We start from the raw sequence: 22517 nt of genomic DNA, 5'->3' as shown, positions 1-22517 counted from the left end.
TTAGCAATTAATTCGATTTTATAAAAAATTATTTTTCTTACTTTCTAAATTTATGACTCAAAGTGCGTCTCAAATGGACTACGTCCTACCAAATGAATTAGTAGATGGAATGATCGCTGCAGGTGGAAAGAAATCATCTGTAAGCGTAAAAAACTTGCTAGTAAGAGGCTTCTATTCAGGAGCAATTTTAGGTTTAGCGACATGTCTTGCAATTACTATAGGAATTCAATCTGGGATGCCTTGGTTAGGTTCTTTCATATTTCCTTTTGGTTTTGCAAGTATCGTTCTTTTCGGTATGGAGCTTGTTACTGGTAATTTTGCGTTACTACCAATGGCCGTATGGGCTGGAAAAAGTTCTTGGTCTGCAACTGTAAGGAATTGGCTATGGGTTTGGATCGGTAATTTTCTTGGTACAGCATTTGTTGCAGTTCTACTATCGATAAGCTTATCCAGTGCTGGAAATGTTGATCCATTAAGTGCTGCTGAAGGTGGAAAAGGATGGGCAGTTGTTGCAGCAAAAATAATAGCTATTCATAAAGCAAACACAGTTGTTAAATATGAAGCACTTGGAAGTACTGGTTTCTTCCTCGCATTTTTACGTGGGGTAATTGCAAACTGGCTGGTTTGTTTAGGTGTAACAATGGCACTTGTAAGTAAAAGTGTTCCAGGCAAGATACTTGCTTGCTGGCTACCAATAACTGCCTTCCAAACAATGGGAATGGAGCACATAGTAGTTAATATGTTTTTGCATACAACTGGCCCTCTACTAGGATCAGGTATTCCTTTTACAAAAGTAATTTTTTGGAATTTCTTACCAGTTACGATTGGAAATATTATTGGAGGAATGGTATTTATTGGAATGCTTTTCTATAGCACTCACAAAACTCCAATCTCTAATGTTTTACCAGACGTTAAAGATGAAAAATTAGAACGAGAGGTGGCAGCTCAACTTGGTGCAAGATAAAATTAAAAAGATTAAATTTTAAACTAAATTAATAAAGCCTAGAATAAATTTTTCTAGGCTTTATTAATATGTCTATTATTTAGTAGTTGTTTATAGGCATTTAAAAGATTTTCAATTCATCTCTAAACAAATCAGATACTTGACTTGATTAATAAACAAATAGTAACTTATAAAATTACTCTGATTAATCATTTTCTAATCCACTAAATTTAAATTCTATGATTATTGAAGAAAGCAATATATGGGATACCATTAATAACGCAAAAAAAACCAAGCCAAGCGCTGAATGGTTGAAAAATGCTTACAATCCAAATATCAACTTCGAACTCAGGCAAGAAATAGCTATTCGCTTGGGACAATTATCAAAAGTAGGATGGATAAAAATAAAAGATCTAATTAATACATATGGGAATAAAGATGAGCTAATCCTTGCAGCAGGACTTACTTATCAAGAGGATGCCAAAGAATGGCTGTTAAAACATCTTTATAATGATGACACTATAAACATCAAAGTCGTAGAAGCTTTAGCTTGCTGGGGAGGAACATTACCAATTGAGCTTATCAAAAAAATATTAGAAGAAAAAAGTGAAAAAATAAAAATAGCTGGTTTAGAATTACTAAAATTCAAAGCTCATTTACTTTCTGATTTTGACTTACTTGAAATAGCAAAATCTCCTTTAAATGATTTCAGAGAAGAGATAGTGATCAAAACACTGACAATAATTCAAAGACGTGAAAGCTTAGATATCTGTGAAGCCATTCGCGATGTAATACAAAAAGGCTCTGATAAATCAGCATACTATGGACTAATGGCTCTTGGTTCAATCGGTACTGAAATTAGTAAAAAAATCCTTTTTGATTTAGTTGAAAATTTAAAGAATACTGAGCGCAAAGAACTTGCAAAAAAACAACTTAACTTTGAAATTTAAACTCCAATGACAAACAAATATGAAGAATTTAAAACCTATTTAAAAAAAATAGGTAGTGGTGAGTTTACAGGAAAAAGTCTTACTCGCGAAGAAACTAAATCCGCTCTCAAGCTGATGCTGAAAGAAGAAGCAAGTGCAGCACAAATTGGTGGCTTCATGATTGCGCATAGAATTAGACGTCCTATCCCTGAAGAATTAGCTGGGATGATTGATGCCTATATAGAACTAGGACCCAAAATTCAATCACCCAGCAATCAACGTCAACCTATATTTTTTGGGATGCCTTTTGATGGGCGAAAAAAAACAGCGCCAATTTACCCTCTAACAACTTTACTATTACTAACTCAGAAACAGCCTGTTATTTTGCATGGTGGTTCTCGTATGCCAGTGAAATACGGCGTTACTCATCACGAACTCTTTCAAGCCTTAGGAATAAATTTAACTGGTCTATCCATAGAACAACTGCAAAGTTTTTTCAACCATAACGACCTAGCTTTAATACATCAGCCAGATCATTTTCCGCTAGCTGAAAATTTAATTCCTTACAGAGATCAAATAGGTAAGCGACCACCTCTAGCAAGTATGGAATTAATCTGGACATGTCATCAAGGAAATCATCTACATATAAGTGGCTATGTTCATTCACCTACTGAAGAAAGACATTGGAAGACCTTAGAGCTTATGGGAGAACAAAATGTGATGACTATCAAAGGGCTGGAAGGTGGAATAGATCTTTCAATTAGTCGTTCATCAACAATTGGACAGTACAAAAATCAACATGGAACTAGAACTGTTTTTCATCCCAAAGATTACGAATGTTCTGGAAAAGATATTGAATGGAACGACATCACAGAATGGAAGAGATTTGCTTTACAAGCTCTTAATGGCGAGGGTCCTTTAATAAAAGCACTTGAATGGAATGCTGGTATTTACTTTTTTTATGCAAGCTTAAGCTCTGATATTAAAGAAGGAATTAATAAAGCAAAAGAAATAATCAATTCAGGACTTGCTATCAAGCACTTAGAAAAATTAATTGATTGGAGTGAGGAAAATATTGATTCCTAAAAATTTTTAAAAAATAAATTTAATACAAAGTTTTTTCCATCAAATAACGAGAAAAATGCACACCACCTATTTGAATTTCTTCAGGGGAAATAATTGTCCATCCATGACGTAAAAGCAGTTGATAACTACATAAACTTGCCTCGGTTTTTAAAGTTATTGGTCTATCTTTAAGAGTATCTGCCTCAATTTGATTTAATAGAGCCGTAGCATGCCCCTGCCGTGACGAACGCCCTCGGCAATAAAGCAATGCCAAGCGATTATGGGGATATTTTAAAGCAAATGCTTCAATAGTTTTATCAACACAACTCACCCAGCCCACCCCTTGCTTCAGAGGTTTATCTAAAATCCCAGGAAGATACGCTAAAGCTGACCATGCTTCAATCTGTTCTTGGCTGTACAAGGATTTGTCGCAAGTTCGAATAGCATCTTCATAAACTTCTCTGAGGGCTATTTCATCAGAACTCTCACAAGGTCGCAAATATCGATTTAGACTGTTTTTACTAAATGAAGCCAAGTTGTCTGACAGTATGAGAAGGTGAATAAATTATGAGCTATTTGCATTGAGAAGGCTAAAAATTCCCACCCTTTTAGGAGCTTTCATAACACTTCTAGATGATCGTTTGGGCGAAACCATTGTTTTGCCTTTATTACCTTTTTTATTAGAACAATTCACGACAAGCGCGACTACTCTTGGTTTTTTAACTGGAACTTATGCAATATCTCAGTTTGCTGCAGCCCCACTAATTGGAGCTATGAGTGATCGTTTCGGTCGTAAGCCAATCATGATCACATGTGTATCTGGTTCAGTAATAGGAATATGTCTATTTGCATTAACTGTAAGCCTGAATTGGGATGATTATTTACCTTTATGGGCCTCAGCTTTACCTTTATCTTTACTATTTTTAGCCAGAATAATTGATGGTATAAGTGGCGGTACTGCAGCTACTGCTACTACAATACTTGCAGATATATCAACTCCCGAAAATCGCGCAAAAACCTTTGGATTAATTGGAGTAGCGTTTGGTTTAGGTTTTATTCTTGGTCCAGGATTAGGAACAGCTCTTGCTAAATTTAGTGTTACTTTACCGGTATGGGTAGCAAGCGGATTTGCAATATTTAATCTTATTTTTGTAATTTGGTTTCTACCGGAAACACTGCCCAAAAATAAAAGAAATTTACTACCAAGGAAAAGAGATTTGAATCCAATTAGTCAGCTAGTAATTGTATTCAAAAACCCCTTAGCTAGAAGACTTTGCTTATCCTTTTTTGTTTTCTTTATGGCATTTAATGGCTTTACAGCTGTTTTAGTCCTTTATTTAAAAGAAAAATTTGGATGGAGTCCTGAATTATGTAGTGCTGCTTTTATTGTCGTTGGAGTTATCGCGATGATTGTTCAAGGAGGCCTAATTGGTCCTCTTGTAAAAAGATTTGGGGAGTCGAGATTAACTTTTACTGGTATTGGCTTTGTAATGACAGGATGTATTCTTTTAACGCTCGCAAATATAGATACCTCAATTCCTCTTGTATTTTCTGGCGTCGCAATACTTGCAATGGGAACTGGACTAGTAACTCCTAGTTTAAGAGGACTAATTTCAAGAAGACTAAGTTCTATAGGTCAAGGAGCAGTATTAGGAAATCTGCAGGGTTTACAAAGTCTGGGAACTTTTCTTGGAGCAATAGCAGCAGGACGCTCATATGATCTTTTTGGTCCAAGAAGTCCATTTTTTGGCACAATATTGCTTCTACTATTTGTTATGTTTTTAATTTCAGGTAAAAGTCTTACCAAGCAAAAAGTAATCTCCTAGACTGATAGATGATCAAGATATTAAACTAATAATTAGAAATTGAATAAATTGGTTATAGATATGACTAGTCCAAAAATCAATAATGAAACTTATATTAATCGTGAACTCAGTTGGATAGATTTTAACAAACGTGTTTTAGAACTTGCTACAGAAGAGGAAACGCCATTACTAGAAAAAATTAAATTCAGTTCAATTTTTAGCAATAATTTAGACGAATTTTTTATGGTTAGAGTTGCTTCATTAAAATCACAAGTAGAAGTTGGAATCTCAAAAAGAAGCCAAGATGGAAAATCTCCTGAAGAACAACTTATTGAAATTCGAAATTATTTAGACCCTATTTTAAAAACACAGCAATATAAAACAAGAAAATATATAGAAGAGGACTTTAAAAAAAATAATATATTTATACTTGAATATAAAGAGTTAAATGAAAGACAAAGGGTTTGGATAGATAATTATTTTACAACTGCAATTTTTCCAATCCTAACCCCCTTAGCAGTTGACCCTTCTCATCCATTCCCTTTTATAAGTAATCTTAGTTTAAATTTAGCTGCAATTATCGTCGATAATGAATCAGATAAAGAACAATTTACCCGCATAAAAATTCCTGGTGAAAGTATTTCTAGATTTATAAGTATTCCAGTTGAACTAAATGATAAAGAATCAACAAAATATACAGGAATTGCTATTGAGCAAATCATTGCGAATAATCTGTTCTTGCTTTTCCCTGGGATGGATGTTAAAGAATATTCGTTCTTTCGCGTTACAAGAGATGCTGATCTAGAGCTTCGAGACATTGAAGCTGATGATTTAATGAGCGCACTAGAAGAAGGTTTACGTAAGCGTCGCAAAGGAGGTGAGGTAGTGAGGCTAGAAGTCTCTATAAATACACCAAAAGTAATTCTTGATCTTTTACAAGAAGGGATGAATATTGACAAAGAAAATTTATATCAAATCGAGGGGTTACTAGCATTAGATGAATTAATAGAATTAACAAATTTCAATCTACCGAAATTAAAATTTAAAGAGCATCAAGGCATTACTCATGGTTCACTCAAAAATAGTCAACTGCGAGAACAAGAAGAATTAGATACTAGAAATAAAAGCAATTTTAAAAGTATATTCTCGATTATTCGCCGTAATGATTTACTAGTCCATCACCCATACAATCTTTTCTCGACCTCAGTCGAAGAGTTTATTAATCAAGCCGCGGAAGATAAGCAAGTCATGGGAATCAAAATGACCTTGTATAGAATTTCCAAGGACTCTTTAATTATTGATGCACTAATAAGAGCTGCTGAAAAAGGGAAACAAGTAATGGCTCTCGTTGAATTAAAAGCAAGATTTGATGAAGATAATAATATCCAATGGGCAAAACAATTAGAACAAGCTGGAGTTCATGTTGTTTATGGAGTCATCGGACTAAAAACTCATACAAAAATTGCTTTGATCATAAGAAAAGAAAAAAACAGATTAAGAACATACTTTCATATTGGGACTGGTAATTACAATTCAAAAACGTCTAAAACATATACAGATTTTGGCTTATTATCTTGCCAGCCTGAGCTTGGTCAAGATCTTATTGAACTATTTAATTATCTGACTGGGTTTGCTAAACAACAGTCCTACAGAAAATTATTAGTTGCACCGGTAACTCTTAGAAATGGAATAGAAAAGCTAATCAAAAGAGAAATCAATTATGCAAAAAATGGCTTGCCCGCAAAGATAATAGCCAAAATGAATTCCCTAGTAGATCCAGAAATTATAAAACTACTTTATATAGCATCACATGAAGGAGTAAAAATTGAACTTATAATTAGAGGAATGTGCTGCCTATATCCACAGAAAAAAGGCTTAAGCGAAAATATAAAAGTAACAAGCATTATTGGTAGGTTTTTAGAACATTCAAGAATCTTTTGGTTTTCCAACGATGGAGATGAAGAAGTATTTATTGGTAGTGCAGATTGGATGAGGCGTAATTTAGATCGAAGAGTTGAAGCAGTTACGCCTATTGAAGATAATAAAATTAAAAAAGAAATTAAACATTTATTAGATTGTTATTTAGAAGAAAATAAAGACTCTTGGAACATGCAAAGTGATGGTAGCTACGCCAAAAATCCAATTTTGAATGATAAGAAAAAATATATTCAAGAAAAAATTATTAAGCTATACAAAAAAGAAGAAAATTAAAAAATTTCAAAGCTTTTTTCAAAACATTTAATCTGTTTTTTTGATGCGCTTTATACCTAATTAGGCAAAAAGTCATAAATTTTTCGTTTCAATTAGTCAACTTCTCCTTATAAGTGCTAACTTCTTACTAAATCTAATTTCAAGAGGCCAGGGTGATGGGGATCCCGCTGGAATCTGCCAAGGAAATTTCTGATGTTTCATCAGGGAAGTCCAATTCGGCAAGCACAAGTCAAAAACTATCTGCATCAACTGTAAGTAGTCAAAGATCTCGAAGTTCAAGAAGACAAAGTAATCGTCTAGCTACTGATGCGATAGGTTTCTATCTCACAAGTATTGGAAGAGTCCCACTTCTGACTCCTGCAGAAGAAATTGAGCTTGCTCATCATGTCCAACAAATGAAAGATTTGCTGAGCCTTCCTCTTGAACAACGATCTACCCGTCAGAAACACAAAATAAAAATGGGTAAACGGGCAAGAGATCGCATGATGGCTGCAAACCTGAGACTTGTTGTAAGTGTTGCAAAAAAATATCAAAACCAAGGTCTCGAATTACTCGACTTGGTTCAAGAAGGTGCAATTGGATTAGAGAGAGCAGTTGATAAATTTGATCCTGCAATGGGTTATAAATTCTCAACCTATGCGTACTGGTGGATAAGACAAGGTATGACTCGTGCCATTGATAACAGTGCTAGAACTATTCGACTGCCAATACATATCAGCGAAAAACTTTCAAAAATGCGCCGCATATCGCGTGAATTATCGCATCGATTTGGTAGGCAACCAAATCGACTAGAGTTAGCAAACGCAATGGGAATTGAACCTCAAGATCTGGAAGATTTAGTATCGCAAAGCGCGCCATGTGCATCTCTTGATGCTCATGCAAGAGGCGAAGAAGATCGAAGTACTCTTGGAGAACTAATTCCAGACCCCAATTCCGATGAACCCATGGAAGGTATGGATAGAAGTATTCAAAAAGAACACCTTGGAGGATGGTTATCTCAATTGAACGAGAGAGAACAAAAAATCATGAGACTTCGCTTTGGCCTCGATGGAGAAGAACCACTTACTCTTGCTGAAATTGGAAGACAAATAAATGTTTCGAGAGAGCGTGTAAGACAACTTGAAGCAAAAGCAATTTTAAAATTGAGGGTAATGACTACTCATCAAAACGCTGCTTAGACATTGCCTATTCAAATAGCTATTTTTATTATTGCGTTATGGATAGTTATAATTTTATTAATTGCAGTTTTATGTAAAAGATATTTTCCAAAAAAAGAAGAGTTAAGTAGAAAAATTATTCATATAGGAACAGGGCCTGTAATTCTTTTAGCCTGGTTATTTGATATTCCAAAAAATATAGCTTTCTCAACTGCATTATTGATCACTATATCCTTAGGTGTTAATTATCAATATCGTTTATTACCTGCCATTGAAGATGTCGAGAGAAAAAGTTTTGGAACAATTGCATATGGTATCAGTATCACACTTTTACTTTTACTATTCTGGCCTCGCTATGCATCATCAATTTCCATAGGAGTTCTATCAATGGCTTTTGGTGATGGATTAGCAGGTTTACTCGGAAGGTCTATTAACTCTCCAAAATGGTCAATACTAGGTCAAACGAAATCGATCGTTGGAACATTAACAATGGGGTCAGTAGTAGCTATAACGACTTCAATTATCTCTTCAACTAATAATTTAGGCATACAGCCTCTAGAAATTTTGGTCTTCTCACTAATCGCAACTTTTTTAGAGCAAATAAGTCCTTGGGGTATCGACAATTTAACTGTACCTATTGGAGTAACTTGTATAGGGATATGGTTAATAGGAGCATAAAAGAACAACTAAATTTATTTGACTGATTCAGCTAGTTCCTCTAATAAAACTTCAGTTGTAGAAAAGTTTATGCATGCATCCGTAACACTTTGCCCATAAGTAAGTTTTGATAAATCTGAATTTAATTTCTGATTACCCTCAACAAGATGACTTTCAATCATTACGCCCATTACATTCTTTGATCCACCTTTTAACTGTGATGCAACATCCCGTAAAACTTCAGATTGTCTACGAAAATCTTTATTGGAGTTGCCATGGCTACAATCAACCATGACTCTTCCAGGCATCTTAAATTTTGCTAATTCATCGGCAATTAAATTAATTGCATCAAGATGATAATTAGTTCCATTCTTACCACCTCTTAGAACGAGATGACCATCTGGATTACCAGTAGTACTCACTATCGAAGCGTGACCATCGTTATTAATTCCTAAAAAATGATGAGGTTTTGAAGCCGCTTGCATTGCATTAATCGCTATGGTTGCTGTCCCATCAGTACCATTCTTGTAACCAACCGGCATTGATAATCCAGACGCCATTTCACGATGAGTCTGGCTCTCTGTCGTTCTTGCTCCAATAGCAGTCCAACTAATTAAATCAGCAATATATTGAGGAACAACTGGATCAAGTAATTCAGTTGCTGCCGGCATTCCTTTTTTGGCTAAATCAAGTAATAGCCCTCTTGCCTTTCTTAAACCAGTATTTATATCGTAAGAATTATCAAGATGAGGGTCATTAATAAGCCCTTTCCATCCAACAGTTGTACGTGGTTTCTCAAAATAAACACGCATAACAATCTCTAGCTTTTGACTATATTTCTCCCTTAGTGGAGCTAAACGATTTGCATATTCAATAGCAGCATCAACATCATGAACCGAACATGGTCCCACAATCACCAAAATTCTCGGATCATTGCCATGAAGAATTGATTGAATCTTGTTTCGAGTAGTAGAGACAACTCCAGAGGCTGCCTTATCTAAGGGCAAATCTCTATGAATTAATGCTGGTGACATTAATGGACGAGTCTCGACCACATGAAGGTCAGAGGTGCTATCCACCATTGAAAAATATGATGAGGTGGACATTTAAAGCGTGATCATAGATATAAGATTAGAGAAGTATCAGTCATAGGGGGGTAATAAGTTGCATTATCTGAATGTTTGTTCAAGAAACATGCGGTTGTAAACAATGAAAACAAAAGACTCTCACTCAAATACATTCTCTGTTGAGATTTAAAAATGCTAAAAGATTACTTATCACATGTTGCAGAAAGAGAAGCGTTGGGGATCCCTCCACTTCCTTTAGATGCTAAACAGACTCAAGTTTTAACAGAGTTATTAGAAAAACCAGATCAAGAGATCGATCAAAACTTCTTACTTGATCTTCTTGTTAATCGAATTCCTCCCGGAGTTGATCAAGCCTCTTATGTCAAAGCGACTTGGCTTAGTTCAATTGCTCATGAAGAATCAAAAAGTCCGTTAGTAAATCCTCTAAAAGCAACTGAGCTTTTGGGTACAATGATTGGAGGATATAATGTAGCAGCGTTAATTGAAATACTAAAATCTAATAATAAAGAATTAGCAACTTCTGCTTGTCAAGCATTAAGTAATACCCTTTTAGTTTATGACGCTTTAAACGACATTTTAGAATTAGCCAAAACAAATATTTATGCAGAAAAAGTTATTAATAGCTGGTCCAATGGAGAATGGTTCACTAATAAACAACCCTTAGCTCAAGAAATAACAGTAACAGTATTTAAAGTTGAAGGAGAAACAAATACAGACGACCTCTCTCCAGCAACTCATGCCACAACAAGACCAGATATTCCTTTACATGCTCTAGCTATGCTAGAAACTCGAGACCCAAATGGTTTAGCCACTATTGAAGAATTAAAAAAGAAAGGATATCCAATCGCATATGTTGGCGATGTCGTTGGGACAGGAAGCTCTAGAAAGTCAGCAATAAACTCTGTCCTTTGGCATACAGGACAAGACATACCTTACGTGCCAAATAAAAGAGGGAGTGGGGTTGTAATAGGAGGCAAAATTGCTCCTATTTTCTTTAATACTGCTGAAGATTCAGGTGCACTTCCAATTGAATGTGATGTAAGCAAGCTCAAAACAGGAGATGTCATCACTATTTTCCCTTACAAAGCAGAAGTTAGAAGAAGTGAAAGTGAGGCAAACAGTGGAGAACTTCTATCAACATTTGACTTAAAACCACAAACTATTACTGATGAAGTAAGAGCAGGTGGGCGAATTCCTTTAATGATTGGAAGAGCTTTGACAGACAAAGTGAGAACAAAATTAAAACTTCCTCCCTCTACTCTTTTTATTCGTCCTGGTCAGCCACCTGCATCAAAGCACGGGTTTACGCAAGCTCAAAAAATAGTTGGAAAGGCTTGCGGTTTAAAAGGCGTGCTCCCTGGTTCAAGTTGTGAGCCAATAATGACGACAGTTGGTAGTCAAGATACCACTGGTCCGATGACTAGAGATGAAATGAAAGAACTAGCCTGTTTAGGATTTTCTGCTGATTTAGTTATGCAGAGTTTCTGTCATACGGCAGCATATCCCAAGCCTGTTGATATCACTACTCAAAAAGAACTCCCTGATTTTTTTGCTGAAAGAGGAGGAATAGCATTAAAACCCGGTGATGGAATTATTCACAGTTGGCTAAACAGGATGCTTTTACCAGACACAGTTGGAACAGGTGGCGATAGTCATACACGATTCCCATTAGGTATCTCATTTCCGGGAGGTTCTGGAGTTGTGGCATTTGCAGCAGCCATTGGTTCCATGCCTTTAGATATGCCGGAGTCAGTTCTTGTTCGTTTTAAAGGATCTTTACAAACTGGGGTCACTTTAAGAGATGTAGTTAATGCCATTCCCTGGATGGCCATACAACAAGGTCTTCTGACCGTCGCAAAAGCAAACAAAATTAATGTGTTCAATGGAAAGATATTAGAAATTGAAGGTCTGCCAAACCTAAAATTAGAGCAAGCCTTTGAGTTGACTGATGCAAGTGCAGAAAGATCTTGTGCTGGATGTACCATTCAACTGTCTGAATCAACAATCAGTGAATATTTAAAAAGCAATATTGTTTTACTTAAAAATATGATTGCTAGGGGATATAAAGACGCACGAACAATAAGTAGAAGAATTAAAGAAATGGAAGATTGGTTAAAAAAACCAAATTTGCTATCAGCCGACTCAAATTCTCAATACTCAGAAACCATCGAAATAGACTTGAATGAACTCAAAGAACCTGTTTTAGCTTGTCCCAATGATCCTGATAACGTCAAACTTTTAAGCGAAGTCGCCAGCACTCCCATTCAAGAGGTTTTTATTGGTTCGTGTATGACTAATATTGGTCATTATCGAGCCGCCGCAAAAATTCTCGAAGGAGAAGGGAAGATATCAGCACGATTATGGGTATGTCCGCCAACACGAATGGACGAAGACATTTTGAAAAAAGAAGGATACTACGAAATTTTTGAAAAAGCCGGTAGCCGAATGGAAATGCCTGGTTGTTCTCTATGCATGGGCAATCAAGCTCGTGTAGAAGATAATTCAACTGTTTTCTCAACAAGTACAAGAAATTTCAACAACAGATTAGGGAAAGGAGCTCAGGTGTTCTTAGGAAGTGCAGAATTGGCTGCTGTTTGCGCTTTGTTAGGTCATATCCCTACAACTGATGAATATCTTGCAATAGCTTCCAAAAAAGTTTCACCAATAACTGACGAAATCTACAGATACTTAAACTTTAATGAAATACCAAACTTTATCGAAGATGGTCGTGTAATAACAAAAGAAGAAGAGGCCTCTATTTTACAAACCTAAATTGAGTTAAATGATCAAAAGTAAAAGTCAAAATCCAATACAAAAAAAATCAACTCAAAGCATAAAAAGACTTCTTCAGAGGAAATGGCTAAATGTAATTCTTGCTCTCATACTTACAGGTTTAGGAGCAGCATTAACGGGAATATTATTTAAAACTGGAATTCATGCATTAGAAGATTATCGATCAAATCTTCTTGCATCTATACCTAGATGGATAGTTTTACCAATACTAGGAGCATTGGGAGGCTTGGTTTCTGGATCGCTTATTCAAAATTTTGCCCCTGCAGCAAAAGGTGCGGGCGTAAGTCACATCATTGCTTTCCTTCGCCATAAGCCAGTCCCCATGGGATTAAGAGTTGGAATAGTAAAACTGTTTGCTGGAATTATTGCTATTGGCAGTGGATTTCCACTAGGCCCAGAAGGCCCCGCCGTTCAAATGGGGGGATCAGTTGCTTGGAAAATGGCAAAATGGCTAAAAGCCCCTATTTCATTTCGCAGAGTCATAGTTGCAGCAGGCGGAGGAGCTGGAATTGCAGCAATTTTTAGTGCACCTATTGGAGGCTTTGTCTATGCAATTGAAGAACTTCTAAATTCAGCCAGACCAGTAGTCCTCTTACTAGTAGTAGTAACAACTTTCTGGGCTGATAGTTGCGCTGATGTTTTGCAAGCGATTGGACTAGATCAAAAAGCTGGTGGATTTGTTAATAATTTAGGTTTTCAATTAGAGAGAGCATACACACCAGTAATCGAGTTCTTTCCAATAGATTTTTTATACCTAATATTTTTGGGAATTATTTTAGGATTGTTAGCAGAAATGTATTGCCGATATGTTTTAAAAATGCAAGTTCTAGGTAATAAATGGTTTAAAAATAAAACCATTGAAAGAATGAGTTTATCAGGTTTATTGCTTGGTACTATGTATTCAATTATTCCGGAAAATTTTCACAATATCGAAGAATTACAAAAAATTATTGTTAATGAAAGTAGCAGTTTCACAGTTGCAATAAGTATATTTTTTATTTTATTCTTTGCCTCTGGCCTTGCTGCTGCATCAGGCGCTCCAGGTGGTTTATTTTATCCAATGCTTACTTTGGGCGGAGCGATAGGATTAGCAAGTGGTATTGGAGTAGAAACAATAACTGGCCATGTTCCAACAACTTATATTTTCGCAGGAATGGGGGGATTCGTAGCTGGATGCTCAAGAACCCCTTTAACAGCTATGTTTTTAGCCTTCGCATTAACTAAAAATCTTTTAATATTGAAGCCACTATTGATTACATGTATAGCTAGCTTTTTAACTGCCAGAATATTTAATGAACACTCAATTTATGAAAGACAAATTACAATTGAAGAAAGAGAATTAAAATAAACTTTTCAAATTTTTTTTATTGAAATATTCTGGCTTTTATAATTATAAATCATACATCTAAGACCTATCAATAAAATCCAACCTAATATATTGATTCTGCTATCAAATAATGGAATATCTGTAGCATAAAAACAGATTAGAATTAAAGTAGAGGTCCACCAAGCTCGATCAACTATTATATTTTTTGTTGAATTTAATCTATTAAATATTCCATATAAACCCGAAATTATTAATAAGCTAAAAACAAATATATTAATCAAAAGAGAAACTAAAATACCATGGCTAATTCCTAATTCTAAAGGCAAATTATGGGAATGGCCATGAAATAAACCTGTCCTAAGAGGATAAATAATAGAAAAAGCTGCTGCTCCCCAACCAAGCCATGGTTTTTCAAAAATTAAATTAACAGCAACTTTCCATTGGCCAATACGTGTTGCTTCAAAAGATCTAGTGTCTACAAACTGCATATCACTTAATCTCATCCAAACAGAATCAGGCACAATACTTCTTGCAAATTGTTGAATTCCAAAATCAAACACAGGTAAAACAGCAATAATCACTGGGAGAAAACAAATGAGCATTAAAGGTATTAACCAACTCCATGATGCTGAACCAATAACTAATGGCAGTCCTAAAACAATTGCACCCCAGGCGTTTCTAGAGTTTGTCAAAATCATTGCTGCAATAAAGGCAACTAAAAGAACAAAAGGAATAACCCTGTTTCTTCCAACAATAAAAGGATGAAGAACTGAAGCCAAGCAGAATGGCCATACGCCCGATAACCATGCAGCAGTGATATTCGCGTAATCGAACAACCCAGACAATCTTCCTAAAGGCTCTCCTCCTGGAGAAACAAACCAAATTATTAAACCATCAAAAACCTCCCAAGGCCCCTCCCATCCAAGCCACAACTGACCAAAGCCCGTTATCAAAACAGGTATACTTCCTAATACAAGCAAAGAAGCGCATTTTATTCTTCTTTCAGGAGTTAATAAATATGGATGCAAAGCCCAAAAAAACCAAAAAAATGGCACCCAATTAAAAAGACCAAACCAAGCTAGCGAACCGGTATGAGAACGAATACAACCAATTAGCATCAAAAAAGTTACAAGCACTAGCGGATAATTCCAATATTCCCTCCAATAGAGATCCCTTCTTTTAATACTTCCATTAACGAGAGCTACAAACAAAAACAAATAGGAAATGAACGCACTAGAAGGCAAACAAAATACACCTAACTGAAAACAACTCCAGCCAATATTGTCTAAAAAATTATTCTTTAAATTTAGAAAATAAGCATTATTCATCATGTAAATACTGCCGTTCTACCTCTATAAACAATAACTTGTCTTCTTAAATGCAATCTTAAAGCTCTTGCTAAAGCGACTCTCTCCAAATCTCTACCCTTTCTTATTAAATCTGATACTTCATCACGATGACTAACATTAGATATAGTCTGCTCAATGATGGGGCCAGCATCAAGATCCTGAGTTACATAATGAGCTGTTGCACCGATTAACTTTACACCTCTTTCCCAAGCTTGATGATATGGTTGAGCACCTTTAAAAGCAGGGAGAAAAGAATGATGAATATTGATTAGATGAGGAAACTTCTCTAAAAATGAACTACTTAAAATTTGCATATATTTAGCCAAAACCCCTAAATCAATTTTATACTCATTTAATAGATCTAAAATTTTACTTTCAGAATCTACTTTATTATTTTTATCTACTTCTATAAGCTTAAAAGGAATCGAAAAACTTGAGCAAATTTCCTCTAAATCTGAATGATTTGAGATAACTAAAGGGACATTCATACATAATTCACCTACCTTAACTCTCCATAAAAGATCAACTAAGCAATGACTCTGCTTGCTGACAAAGATTGCAACATTAGGAAAATCATCAGAAAAGCTCAAGACTGCTTTTCCATTCAATCGCTGCTCAAGTAAAATTACCTCAGATTTGATTTCCTTTTTATCAAGCAGAAATCCATCTAAATCCCACTCAATTCGACTGAGAAACAATTTTGCATCTGCATCTGTATGGTGATCAGCATGTCTAATATTGCCATTTTTACTTGCTATCCAACTTGCCAAATCACTTACAAGTCCTGGCTTATCAGGACAAATGAACTGTAAGATAACTGTTTTGATGCTCACTACAGCAATATCCTTTAACTATGCTCTTTTTTAGACCACTCATTAAAAATTAACAAGCAAATTTCATAACATTTGTGCAAATGAATAGCCAAAAAGCAGAAAAAAAACGAACTGAAATCTCAATTATTGGTAGTGGGATAGCAGGAATTACAACTGCATTTCATCTAGGGAAAAAAGGTTATAAAGTAAATTTAATCGACCCAACAGTCAATTCAGAAATAAATAATTTAAATCCAAAAAATGGAACACAAGCTAGTTTGGGTGTTCTGATGGGGAATATCTACAAAAGATCAAAAGGAAGAGCTTTTGTACTACGCAATAAAAGTATGAAATTATGGAAAGAATGGCTTACTCAAATACAATATTCCGAGTCAAACTTGATATTTACAAAACCTTTAATTAAATTAGCAAGTTCTGAAAAAGAATATCAATCTATGATTGAGTTAATTAAGAATAAAAAACAATATGGAATTGAACTATTAGATAAAAATTCTTTAGATTTCTGGAATTCAATCTTTGAGACAGAATTAATAGGGGGATTAATATCTCATGAAGATGGTCGATTAAATCCCATTGAATTAACAAAGGCATTAATGCATAGTCTTGACCAAATAGAAATAAATAAAATCGAAAATAATGTTATTCAAATAAGCAAAAATAAGAGCCAACATGAAAAAAGATGGAATATAATTTTACAAGATAATCAATCTATCGATCAGGATTATATAGTAATCTGCACAGCATTAAATACTCAGAACCTATTAGAATCATTAGGTCATAAGATATTTTTAGAGCCAATACTAGGACAAGTTGTGGAGTTAGAGTTAGAAAATAAAACTATGAATTGGGAAAAGTGGCCTGGAATATTAAATTATCAGTCTATAAACTTCATCCACCATAGTCCCAATCATTTACTCATAGGAGCGACTGTCGAGAATGGCACGAAACCAAGCCTACTTAAAAAACAAGAAATGTTAAATATGAACAATACTGCTCCAAAATGGATGACAGAAGGAAAAGTAAAGCATGAATGGAATGGAGTCAGAGCCAGACCAATCAACGAACCTGCTCCGTTATTAAAAGAATTAGATGCTGGGTTATTAATTAATACAGGACACTACAGAAATGGAATCTTGTTAGCACCTGCATGCTCTGAGTGGATTGGATTTAAAATAGAAAACCAGTAAATATTAATTTATTTTGTCTCGGTAAAGTCAGCATCAATAACATCATCTCCATCAGTTTTACTATCAACGTTGGAATCATCAGCAGCTTGTGAAGCAGCATTTGCTTGTTGATATACAGAAGCTCCTAATGAATACAATTCTTGTTGAAGCTCTTCTACTACGGTTTTCATGGTTTCATAATCATCTTTTTCAATCGCTTCTTTTAGCTTGACTCGTTTCTCTTCGACTTTTGCTTTTGCTGCCTCATCAACTTTATCGCCAAGCTCACCTATTTGTTTTTCAGATTGATAAACAAGTGTTTCAGCTTGATTTTTAATATCAATTTTTTCACGCTTTTCTTTATCAGCAGAAGCATTCATTTCTGCATCTTTAACCATTTTATCAACTTCGTTATCCGACAAAGTTGATGCACCAGTAATAGAGATACTTTGCTCTTTACCGCTACCTTTATCTTTTGCATTGACGCTGAGGATTCCATTAGCGTCAATATCAAAAGTCACTTCAATTTGAGGCACGCCTCTAGGGGCGGGAGGGATTCCATCTAAACGAAAGGTTCCAAGACTTTTGTTGTCAGAAGCCATCTCACGTTCCCCTTGTAATACATGTATTTCTACATTTGTTTGGCCATCAACTGCAGTTGAGTAAGTTTCTGCCTTTTTAGTAGGAACAGTAGTGTTTCTCGCAATCATTTTTGTCATCACCCCACCCAAGGTCTCAACTCCAAGAGACAAAGGAGTTACATCAAGAAGCAAAATGTCTTTAACTTCACCAGCAAGAACTCCACCTTGAATAGCTGCTCCAACAGCTACAACTTCATCTGGATTAACTGTTTGATTTGGGTCTTTAGTAGTGACTCTTTTTACTAACTCTTTAACAGCTGGCATTCGGGTAGAGCCTCCAACCATAACAATCTCATCTATTTCTCCTGTAGATAATTTGGCATCTTTCAAGGCCTGCTCTACAGGAACCCTACAACGATCAATAAGGTTTGCTGCTAACTCTTCGAATTTTCCTCTTGTGAGAGTCAGATCTAGATGTTTAGGTCCTTCAGGCGTAGCTGTGATAAAAGGAAGGTTTATTTCACTTTGAGTCGCATTAGATAATTCTATTTTTGCTTTTTCAGCTGCTTCAGTTAAACGTTGAAGTGCCTGCTTATCCTGGCGTAAATCAATGCCTTCATTACTTTTGAAAGTTGAAGCTAAATGATCAACAATTGCACGATCAAAATCGTCTCCACCCAAATGAGTATCTCCAGAGGTAGAGAGAACTTCAAAAACTCCATCACCTACTTCTAAAACAGAAACATCAAAGGTTCCTCCACCTAAATCAAAAACTAATATTCTTTCATTGCTTTTTTTATCCAATCCATATGCTAATGCTGCAGCAGTTGGCTCATTAATAATTCTTAGAACTTCTAAACCTGCAATCTTTCCTGCATCTTTAGTTGCTTGTCGCTGTGAATCATTGAAATAAGCTGGAACAGTAATTACAGCTTGTGTAACTGTTTCTCCTAAATATTTCCCGGCATCATCAGAAAGTTTTCTCAAAACTTGAGCACTCACTTCTTCAGGGGAGAACTGTTTATCAAGTATTGGGCACTTTAATTTGACATTAGAACCAGCTTTTTCAACTCCGTAACTAACTTCTTTTGATTCGTCATTTACTTCATCTACTCTCCTTCCGACAAATCTCTTTGAAGAATAAAAAGTGTTTTCTGGATTCATTACTGCTTGACGCTTAGCAATTTGTCCAACCAATTGGTCTTGATTTTTTGTATAGGCAACCACTGATGGAGTTGTTCTAAATCCCTCAGCATTTGCTATTACAGTGGGCTTACCCCCCTCCATGACAGCAACACAACTATTTGTAGTTCCAAGATCGATTCCAACAACCTTCCCCATGGGTGATTAACTCCTTTAATTTCTTTCTTTGTGTAACATCCTCGTCAGTGAAACCTATTTGAGGCGAGGCGTGGTTCCCGAACAGTCTCTTAAAAATTTCAAATCAACTTCCTCACTAAATGATTGCTATCACTGGAAAAACTAAACTGGTAGGACTGCTTGGACAACCAGTAAATCATTCTCTTTCCCCAGTTATGCACAATGCCGCATATGAAGAAATGGGACTTGACTGGTGTTACGTGGCAATTCCTTGCGATAGAGAAAATATAGAGAAAGTAACAACAGCATTAAGGATTGTAGATTGCAAGGGATTAAATGTAACTATTCCTCACAAGCAAGAAGTTCTTAAAGCTTGCAATAAATTAACTGAAACTGCAAATAGGATACAAGCAGTTAATACATTAGTACCTGAAAAAAATAACCAATGGATAGGAGCAAATACTGATGTAGAAGGATTCTTAATGCCATTAAAAAATCATAATTTAATTAATAAAAGTGTAATTGTAATAGGGTGCGGAGGCAGCGCAAGAGCAGTAGTAATGGGATTAAATAGTTTAAATATAAGAAAAATAACAATAATTGGTCGAAATAAGAGTTCATTAAATATTTTTATAAGCAGCATGAAAAATTTATTATCCAAGAATCAAATATCAATTGAAGGTATTGATAATAAAGAAATAGATATTACTTCATATATTGAAGAAGCCGATTTGATAATTAATACAACTCCAATCGGGATGAATAACCAAGATAATGTAAAAAATAATATTCCTCTCGGTAATAACATATGGAACTGCCTCTCTAATAAAACTATCCTGTATGATTTGATTTACATACCAAGACCAACAAACTGGTTAAAACTTGGGCAGAAAAAGAATTGTTTCGTAATTGATGGTCTCGATATGCTTGTAGGACAAGGTGCCTTATCAATAAAACTCTGGAGTGGTTTTAATGACGTGCCTATTCAAATAATGAAATCATCTGCAAAAAAACATTTAATGGTTTAATCTTAAAAAAATAAAATTGCTTATGCCTTCAATAGGAGCAAAAATATTGGGAGTTCTTCTCTATATGATTCCATGGGCAGATTGTCTTACTTTTGGTAATCATTTATATGTAAAATATCCTTTTACTCAAATTATTCAAATACCTGCCATTCCAATTATTTTAATTGAAAGATCAATACCTTTTGGAAATTTATTATTATTTTTAGCTATATTTATTGGATTAGTAAGAAATACTAAAATATCTTATTTTTTACGTTTTAACGGACTTCAAGCCTTGCTAATAAATATTGGGATAATAATAGTTAATTTTATATTCGAAATTATTTTTAGTCCTTTTTTAAACTCATTAATTATAAGAACCTTCTCAAGTACTTTATTATTTAGTCTTTTTGCAGTGATTCTTTATTGTGTTTGGTCTTGCACACAAGGAAATGAACCTGATCTACCAATCATAAGCGAAGCAACAAAAATGCAATTGTAAAAAGTTACCACCTCGTTATAAGATAAAAAGTCCGTCGCTCTTTATGAGCCTTTAAGTCCTAGTCGGAAATTCTATCCATGTCTGAAAAACCTTATTACGAAACTATGTACATTCTTCGTCCGGACATACCGGAAGAAGAAGTTGATAACCATCTAAAAAAATATAGTGAAATCCTTGAGAAATCAGGAACTGAAGTCTTAGATAGTCAAATGAGAGGAAAAAGAAGACTTGCTTATCCCATTGCGAAACATAAAGAGGGTATTTATGTGCAACTAAGTCACAAAGGCGATGGACAGCAAATCGCAATTCTAGAAAAAGCCATGAGGTTAAGTGAAGACGTGATTCGTTACCTCACAGTTAAACAAGATGGTCCTTTACCGACTCCAAAATCAACCTCTAAGGATGATGAGCCCAAGAAATCTGAAACAGAAGAAGCAATAAAACCCACTGAAGACAAAACTGAATCACCTTCAAAAGACGAAAAGAAAGAAGACAGTAAAGAATAAAAAACTAACTGAAATTCAAAAAATTCTTTATTTTACTTGTTAATCCAAGACCAGATTCGACTTGGTAATCCCCATACATAAATAAATCCCTCAGCTGAATTATGGTTGAATTTATCCTCTCTTCCATAAGTAGACATATCTGAAATATATAAACTGTTGTTTTCAGACTTACGACCAATTACATCGGCATTACCTTTAAAAAGCCTAATCCTCACAGTTCCATTAACTTGCTTTTGAGAATGATTAATAAATCCATCCAAAGCTTCTTTTAAGGGACTGAACCAAAAACCTTGATAAACCAAATCAGCCCATTGCCTTTCCAATATGAATTTAGTATTTAGCAAGTCAGCGGGTAAAGTTAAACTCTCCATCTCTTGATGAGCTTTAATTAATAAAAGTAATCCTGGTGTTTCATAAATTTCTCGACTTTTAATTCCTACTACTCTGTCTTCAATAATATCCAAACGCCCAAAACCATGTTTTCCTGCAAGGCTATTGGCCTTTTGAATTAGAGATACTGGCTCCATCAGTTCTCCATTAATTGCAATTGGATATCCATTTTCAAACTTAATGTCCGCTATTTCAGGCTCATTAGGTGAATCAGGAATTGAAGAGGTAATACCAAATACTTCATCTGATGGCATCTCAAATGGATCTTCAAGAGGACCTGCTTCAATGCTTCTCCCCAAAAGATTCAAATCAATCGAATAAGGATTTTTTTTACTAACAGGAGGGATGATTCCATATTTTTCACCATACGCAATCGTTTCTTCACGACTCATTCCCCACTCCCTCGCTGGTGTAAGCAATTGCAAATCAGGAGCTAAAGCTCCAATGGTCACATCAAAACGAACTTGATCATTACCTTTACCCGTACACCCATGAGCGACTCCATCAGCATTTAATTCCCGTGCAATTTCTACAAGTTTTTTTGCAATTAGTGGCCTAGCTAGAGCAGTTGAGAGAGGATATTTGCCTTGATATAGAGCATTAGACCTAATGGCTGGAAAAGCAAAATCTTCAATAAAAGGCTTTACTAAATTGCCAATTAGTGACTGCGAGGCTCCGGCTGAAATAGCCTTTTTTTTAATTTCATCAAGCTCATCGCCCTGCCCAAGATCTGCCGCAAAGGCAATCACATGCTCAACGCCATACTCCTTTTTCAAATAAGGAATACAAACACTAGTATCTACTCCTCCTGAATAGGCCAAAACAACTTTTTTAGCTCTTCCCATATGGTTCTCTCCTTTAAGGAAATTCGATTCTTCTTAGTAAATA

At 35.3% G+C, this 22517-nt stretch carries 19 protein-coding genes; 13 read left to right on the top strand and 6 right to left on the bottom strand.

Translation table 11 applies throughout. The annotated features are described in order from the left end of the window. Window positions 1-73: 73 nt before the first annotated feature. The 3 genes from SIB75_RS11340 (at window position 74) to SIB75_RS11330 (ending at window position 2958) form a co-directional block, all read left to right on the top strand. Complete coding sequence (locus tag SIB75_RS11340) at window positions 74-964, top strand: formate/nitrite transporter family protein (protein WP_413684873.1); 891 nt, start codon at window positions 74-76, stop codon at window positions 962-964. Window positions 965-1182: 218 nt separating this feature from the next. Beyond that, window positions 1183-1893, top strand: coding sequence for a capsid protein (locus tag SIB75_RS11335; protein ID WP_413683429.1), 711 nt, complete (start codon window positions 1183-1185; stop codon window positions 1891-1893). 6 nt (window positions 1894-1899) lie between these two features. Then, window positions 1900-2958, top strand: a complete 1059-nt coding sequence (locus SIB75_RS11330) for an anthranilate phosphoribosyltransferase family protein (RefSeq protein ID WP_413683428.1) — start codon at window positions 1900-1902, stop codon at window positions 2956-2958. Between the two features lie 19 nt (window positions 2959-2977). Here SIB75_RS11330 and SIB75_RS11325 read toward each other — a convergent pair whose 3' ends face one another. Then, complete coding sequence (locus SIB75_RS11325; protein WP_413683427.1) at window positions 2978-3472, bottom strand: GNAT family N-acetyltransferase; 495 nt, start codon at window positions 3470-3472, stop codon at window positions 2978-2980. Between the two features lie 46 nt (window positions 3473-3518). Here SIB75_RS11325 and SIB75_RS11320 point away from each other — a divergent pair, with 46 nt between their 5' ends. The 4 genes from SIB75_RS11320 (at window position 3519) to SIB75_RS11305 (ending at window position 8788) form a co-directional block, all read left to right on the top strand. Beyond that, complete coding sequence (locus tag SIB75_RS11320) at window positions 3519-4763, top strand: MFS transporter (protein WP_413683426.1); 1245 nt, start codon at window positions 3519-3521, stop codon at window positions 4761-4763. 60 nt (window positions 4764-4823) lie between these two features. After that, window positions 4824-6953 carry a polyphosphate kinase 1 gene (ppk1, locus tag SIB75_RS11315; protein ID WP_413683425.1) on the top strand — a complete coding sequence of 710 codons (2130 nt, stop codon included), beginning with the start codon at window positions 4824-4826 and terminating at the stop codon, window positions 6951-6953. A gap of 155 nt (window positions 6954-7108) precedes the next feature. After that, the gene (locus SIB75_RS11310; protein ID WP_413683424.1) at window positions 7109-8131 is read left to right on the top strand and encodes an RpoD/SigA family RNA polymerase sigma factor; all 1023 of its coding nucleotides are present in this window, start codon (window positions 7109-7111) and stop codon (window positions 8129-8131) included. A 3-nt stretch (window positions 8132-8134) separates the two neighbouring features. Next, window positions 8135-8788 (top strand): diacylglycerol/polyprenol kinase family protein, encoded by a 654-nt coding sequence (locus SIB75_RS11305; protein WP_413683423.1) that lies wholly within the window; start codon window positions 8135-8137, stop codon window positions 8786-8788. Window positions 8789-8802: 14 nt separating this feature from the next. On the opposite strand, the gene SIB75_RS11300 is transcribed toward SIB75_RS11305, so the two are convergent. Then, window positions 8803-9873 carry a 3-deoxy-7-phosphoheptulonate synthase gene (locus tag SIB75_RS11300; protein ID WP_413683422.1) on the bottom strand — a complete coding sequence of 357 codons (1071 nt, stop codon included), beginning with the start codon at window positions 9871-9873 and terminating at the stop codon, window positions 8803-8805. 153 nt (window positions 9874-10026) lie between these two features. Between SIB75_RS11300 and acnB the strand changes: the two genes are divergently transcribed. Both acnB and SIB75_RS11290 read left to right on the top strand, forming a co-directional pair. Then, window positions 10027-12627 (top strand): bifunctional aconitate hydratase 2/2-methylisocitrate dehydratase, encoded by a 2601-nt coding sequence (acnB, locus tag SIB75_RS11295; RefSeq protein WP_413683421.1) that lies wholly within the window; start codon window positions 10027-10029, stop codon window positions 12625-12627. 10 nt (window positions 12628-12637) lie between these two features. Continuing rightward, window positions 12638-13996 (top strand): ClC family H(+)/Cl(-) exchange transporter, encoded by a 1359-nt coding sequence (locus tag SIB75_RS11290; protein ID WP_413683420.1) that lies wholly within the window; start codon window positions 12638-12640, stop codon window positions 13994-13996. A 5-nt stretch (window positions 13997-14001) separates the two neighbouring features. Here SIB75_RS11290 and SIB75_RS11285 read toward each other — a convergent pair whose 3' ends face one another. Then, complete coding sequence (locus tag SIB75_RS11285; protein WP_413683419.1) at window positions 14002-15303, bottom strand: O-antigen ligase family protein; 1302 nt, start codon at window positions 15301-15303, stop codon at window positions 14002-14004. Continuing rightward, window positions 15303-16157: a formyltetrahydrofolate deformylase gene (gene purU, locus SIB75_RS11280; RefSeq protein WP_413683418.1), complete on the bottom strand. Its 855-nt coding sequence runs from the start codon at window positions 16155-16157 to the stop codon at window positions 15303-15305. The genes SIB75_RS11285 and purU overlap by 1 nt, the downstream gene beginning before the upstream one ends. A gap of 80 nt (window positions 16158-16237) precedes the next feature. On the opposite strand from purU, the gene SIB75_RS11275 reads away from it, so the two are divergent. Beyond that, window positions 16238-17344, top strand: a complete 1107-nt coding sequence (locus tag SIB75_RS11275) for an NAD(P)/FAD-dependent oxidoreductase (RefSeq protein WP_413683417.1) — start codon at window positions 16238-16240, stop codon at window positions 17342-17344. Between the two features lie 8 nt (window positions 17345-17352). Here SIB75_RS11275 and dnaK read toward each other — a convergent pair whose 3' ends face one another. Then, window positions 17353-19245 carry a molecular chaperone DnaK gene (gene dnaK, locus SIB75_RS11270; RefSeq protein ID WP_413683416.1) on the bottom strand — a complete coding sequence of 631 codons (1893 nt, stop codon included), beginning with the start codon at window positions 19243-19245 and terminating at the stop codon, window positions 17353-17355. 119 nt (window positions 19246-19364) lie between these two features. Here dnaK and SIB75_RS11265 point away from each other — a divergent pair, with 119 nt between their 5' ends. The 3 genes from SIB75_RS11265 (at window position 19365) to rpsF (ending at window position 21239) form a co-directional block, all read left to right on the top strand. Continuing rightward, window positions 19365-20252, top strand: a complete 888-nt coding sequence (locus SIB75_RS11265) for a shikimate dehydrogenase (protein WP_413683415.1) — start codon at window positions 19365-19367, stop codon at window positions 20250-20252. A gap of 22 nt (window positions 20253-20274) precedes the next feature. After that, complete coding sequence (locus SIB75_RS11260) at window positions 20275-20733, top strand: Tic20 family protein (protein ID WP_413683414.1); 459 nt, start codon at window positions 20275-20277, stop codon at window positions 20731-20733. Between the two features lie 77 nt (window positions 20734-20810). Then, complete coding sequence (gene rpsF, locus SIB75_RS11255) at window positions 20811-21239, top strand: 30S ribosomal protein S6 (protein ID WP_413683413.1); 429 nt, start codon at window positions 20811-20813, stop codon at window positions 21237-21239. 32 nt (window positions 21240-21271) lie between these two features. On the opposite strand, the gene SIB75_RS11250 is transcribed toward rpsF, so the two are convergent. After that, window positions 21272-22474 carry an argininosuccinate synthase gene (locus SIB75_RS11250; protein ID WP_413683412.1) on the bottom strand — a complete coding sequence of 401 codons (1203 nt, stop codon included), beginning with the start codon at window positions 22472-22474 and terminating at the stop codon, window positions 21272-21274. Between the last annotated feature and the right edge of the window lie 43 nt (window positions 22475-22517).

The organism is Prochlorococcus sp. MIT 1011 (genome assembly GCF_047305235.1).
GTDB lineage: Bacteria > Cyanobacteriota > Cyanobacteriia > PCC-6307 > Cyanobiaceae > Prochlorococcus_B.
The sequence above is the reverse complement of the archived record's forward strand: the minus strand, read 5'-3'. Positions and strand labels throughout refer to the sequence as shown.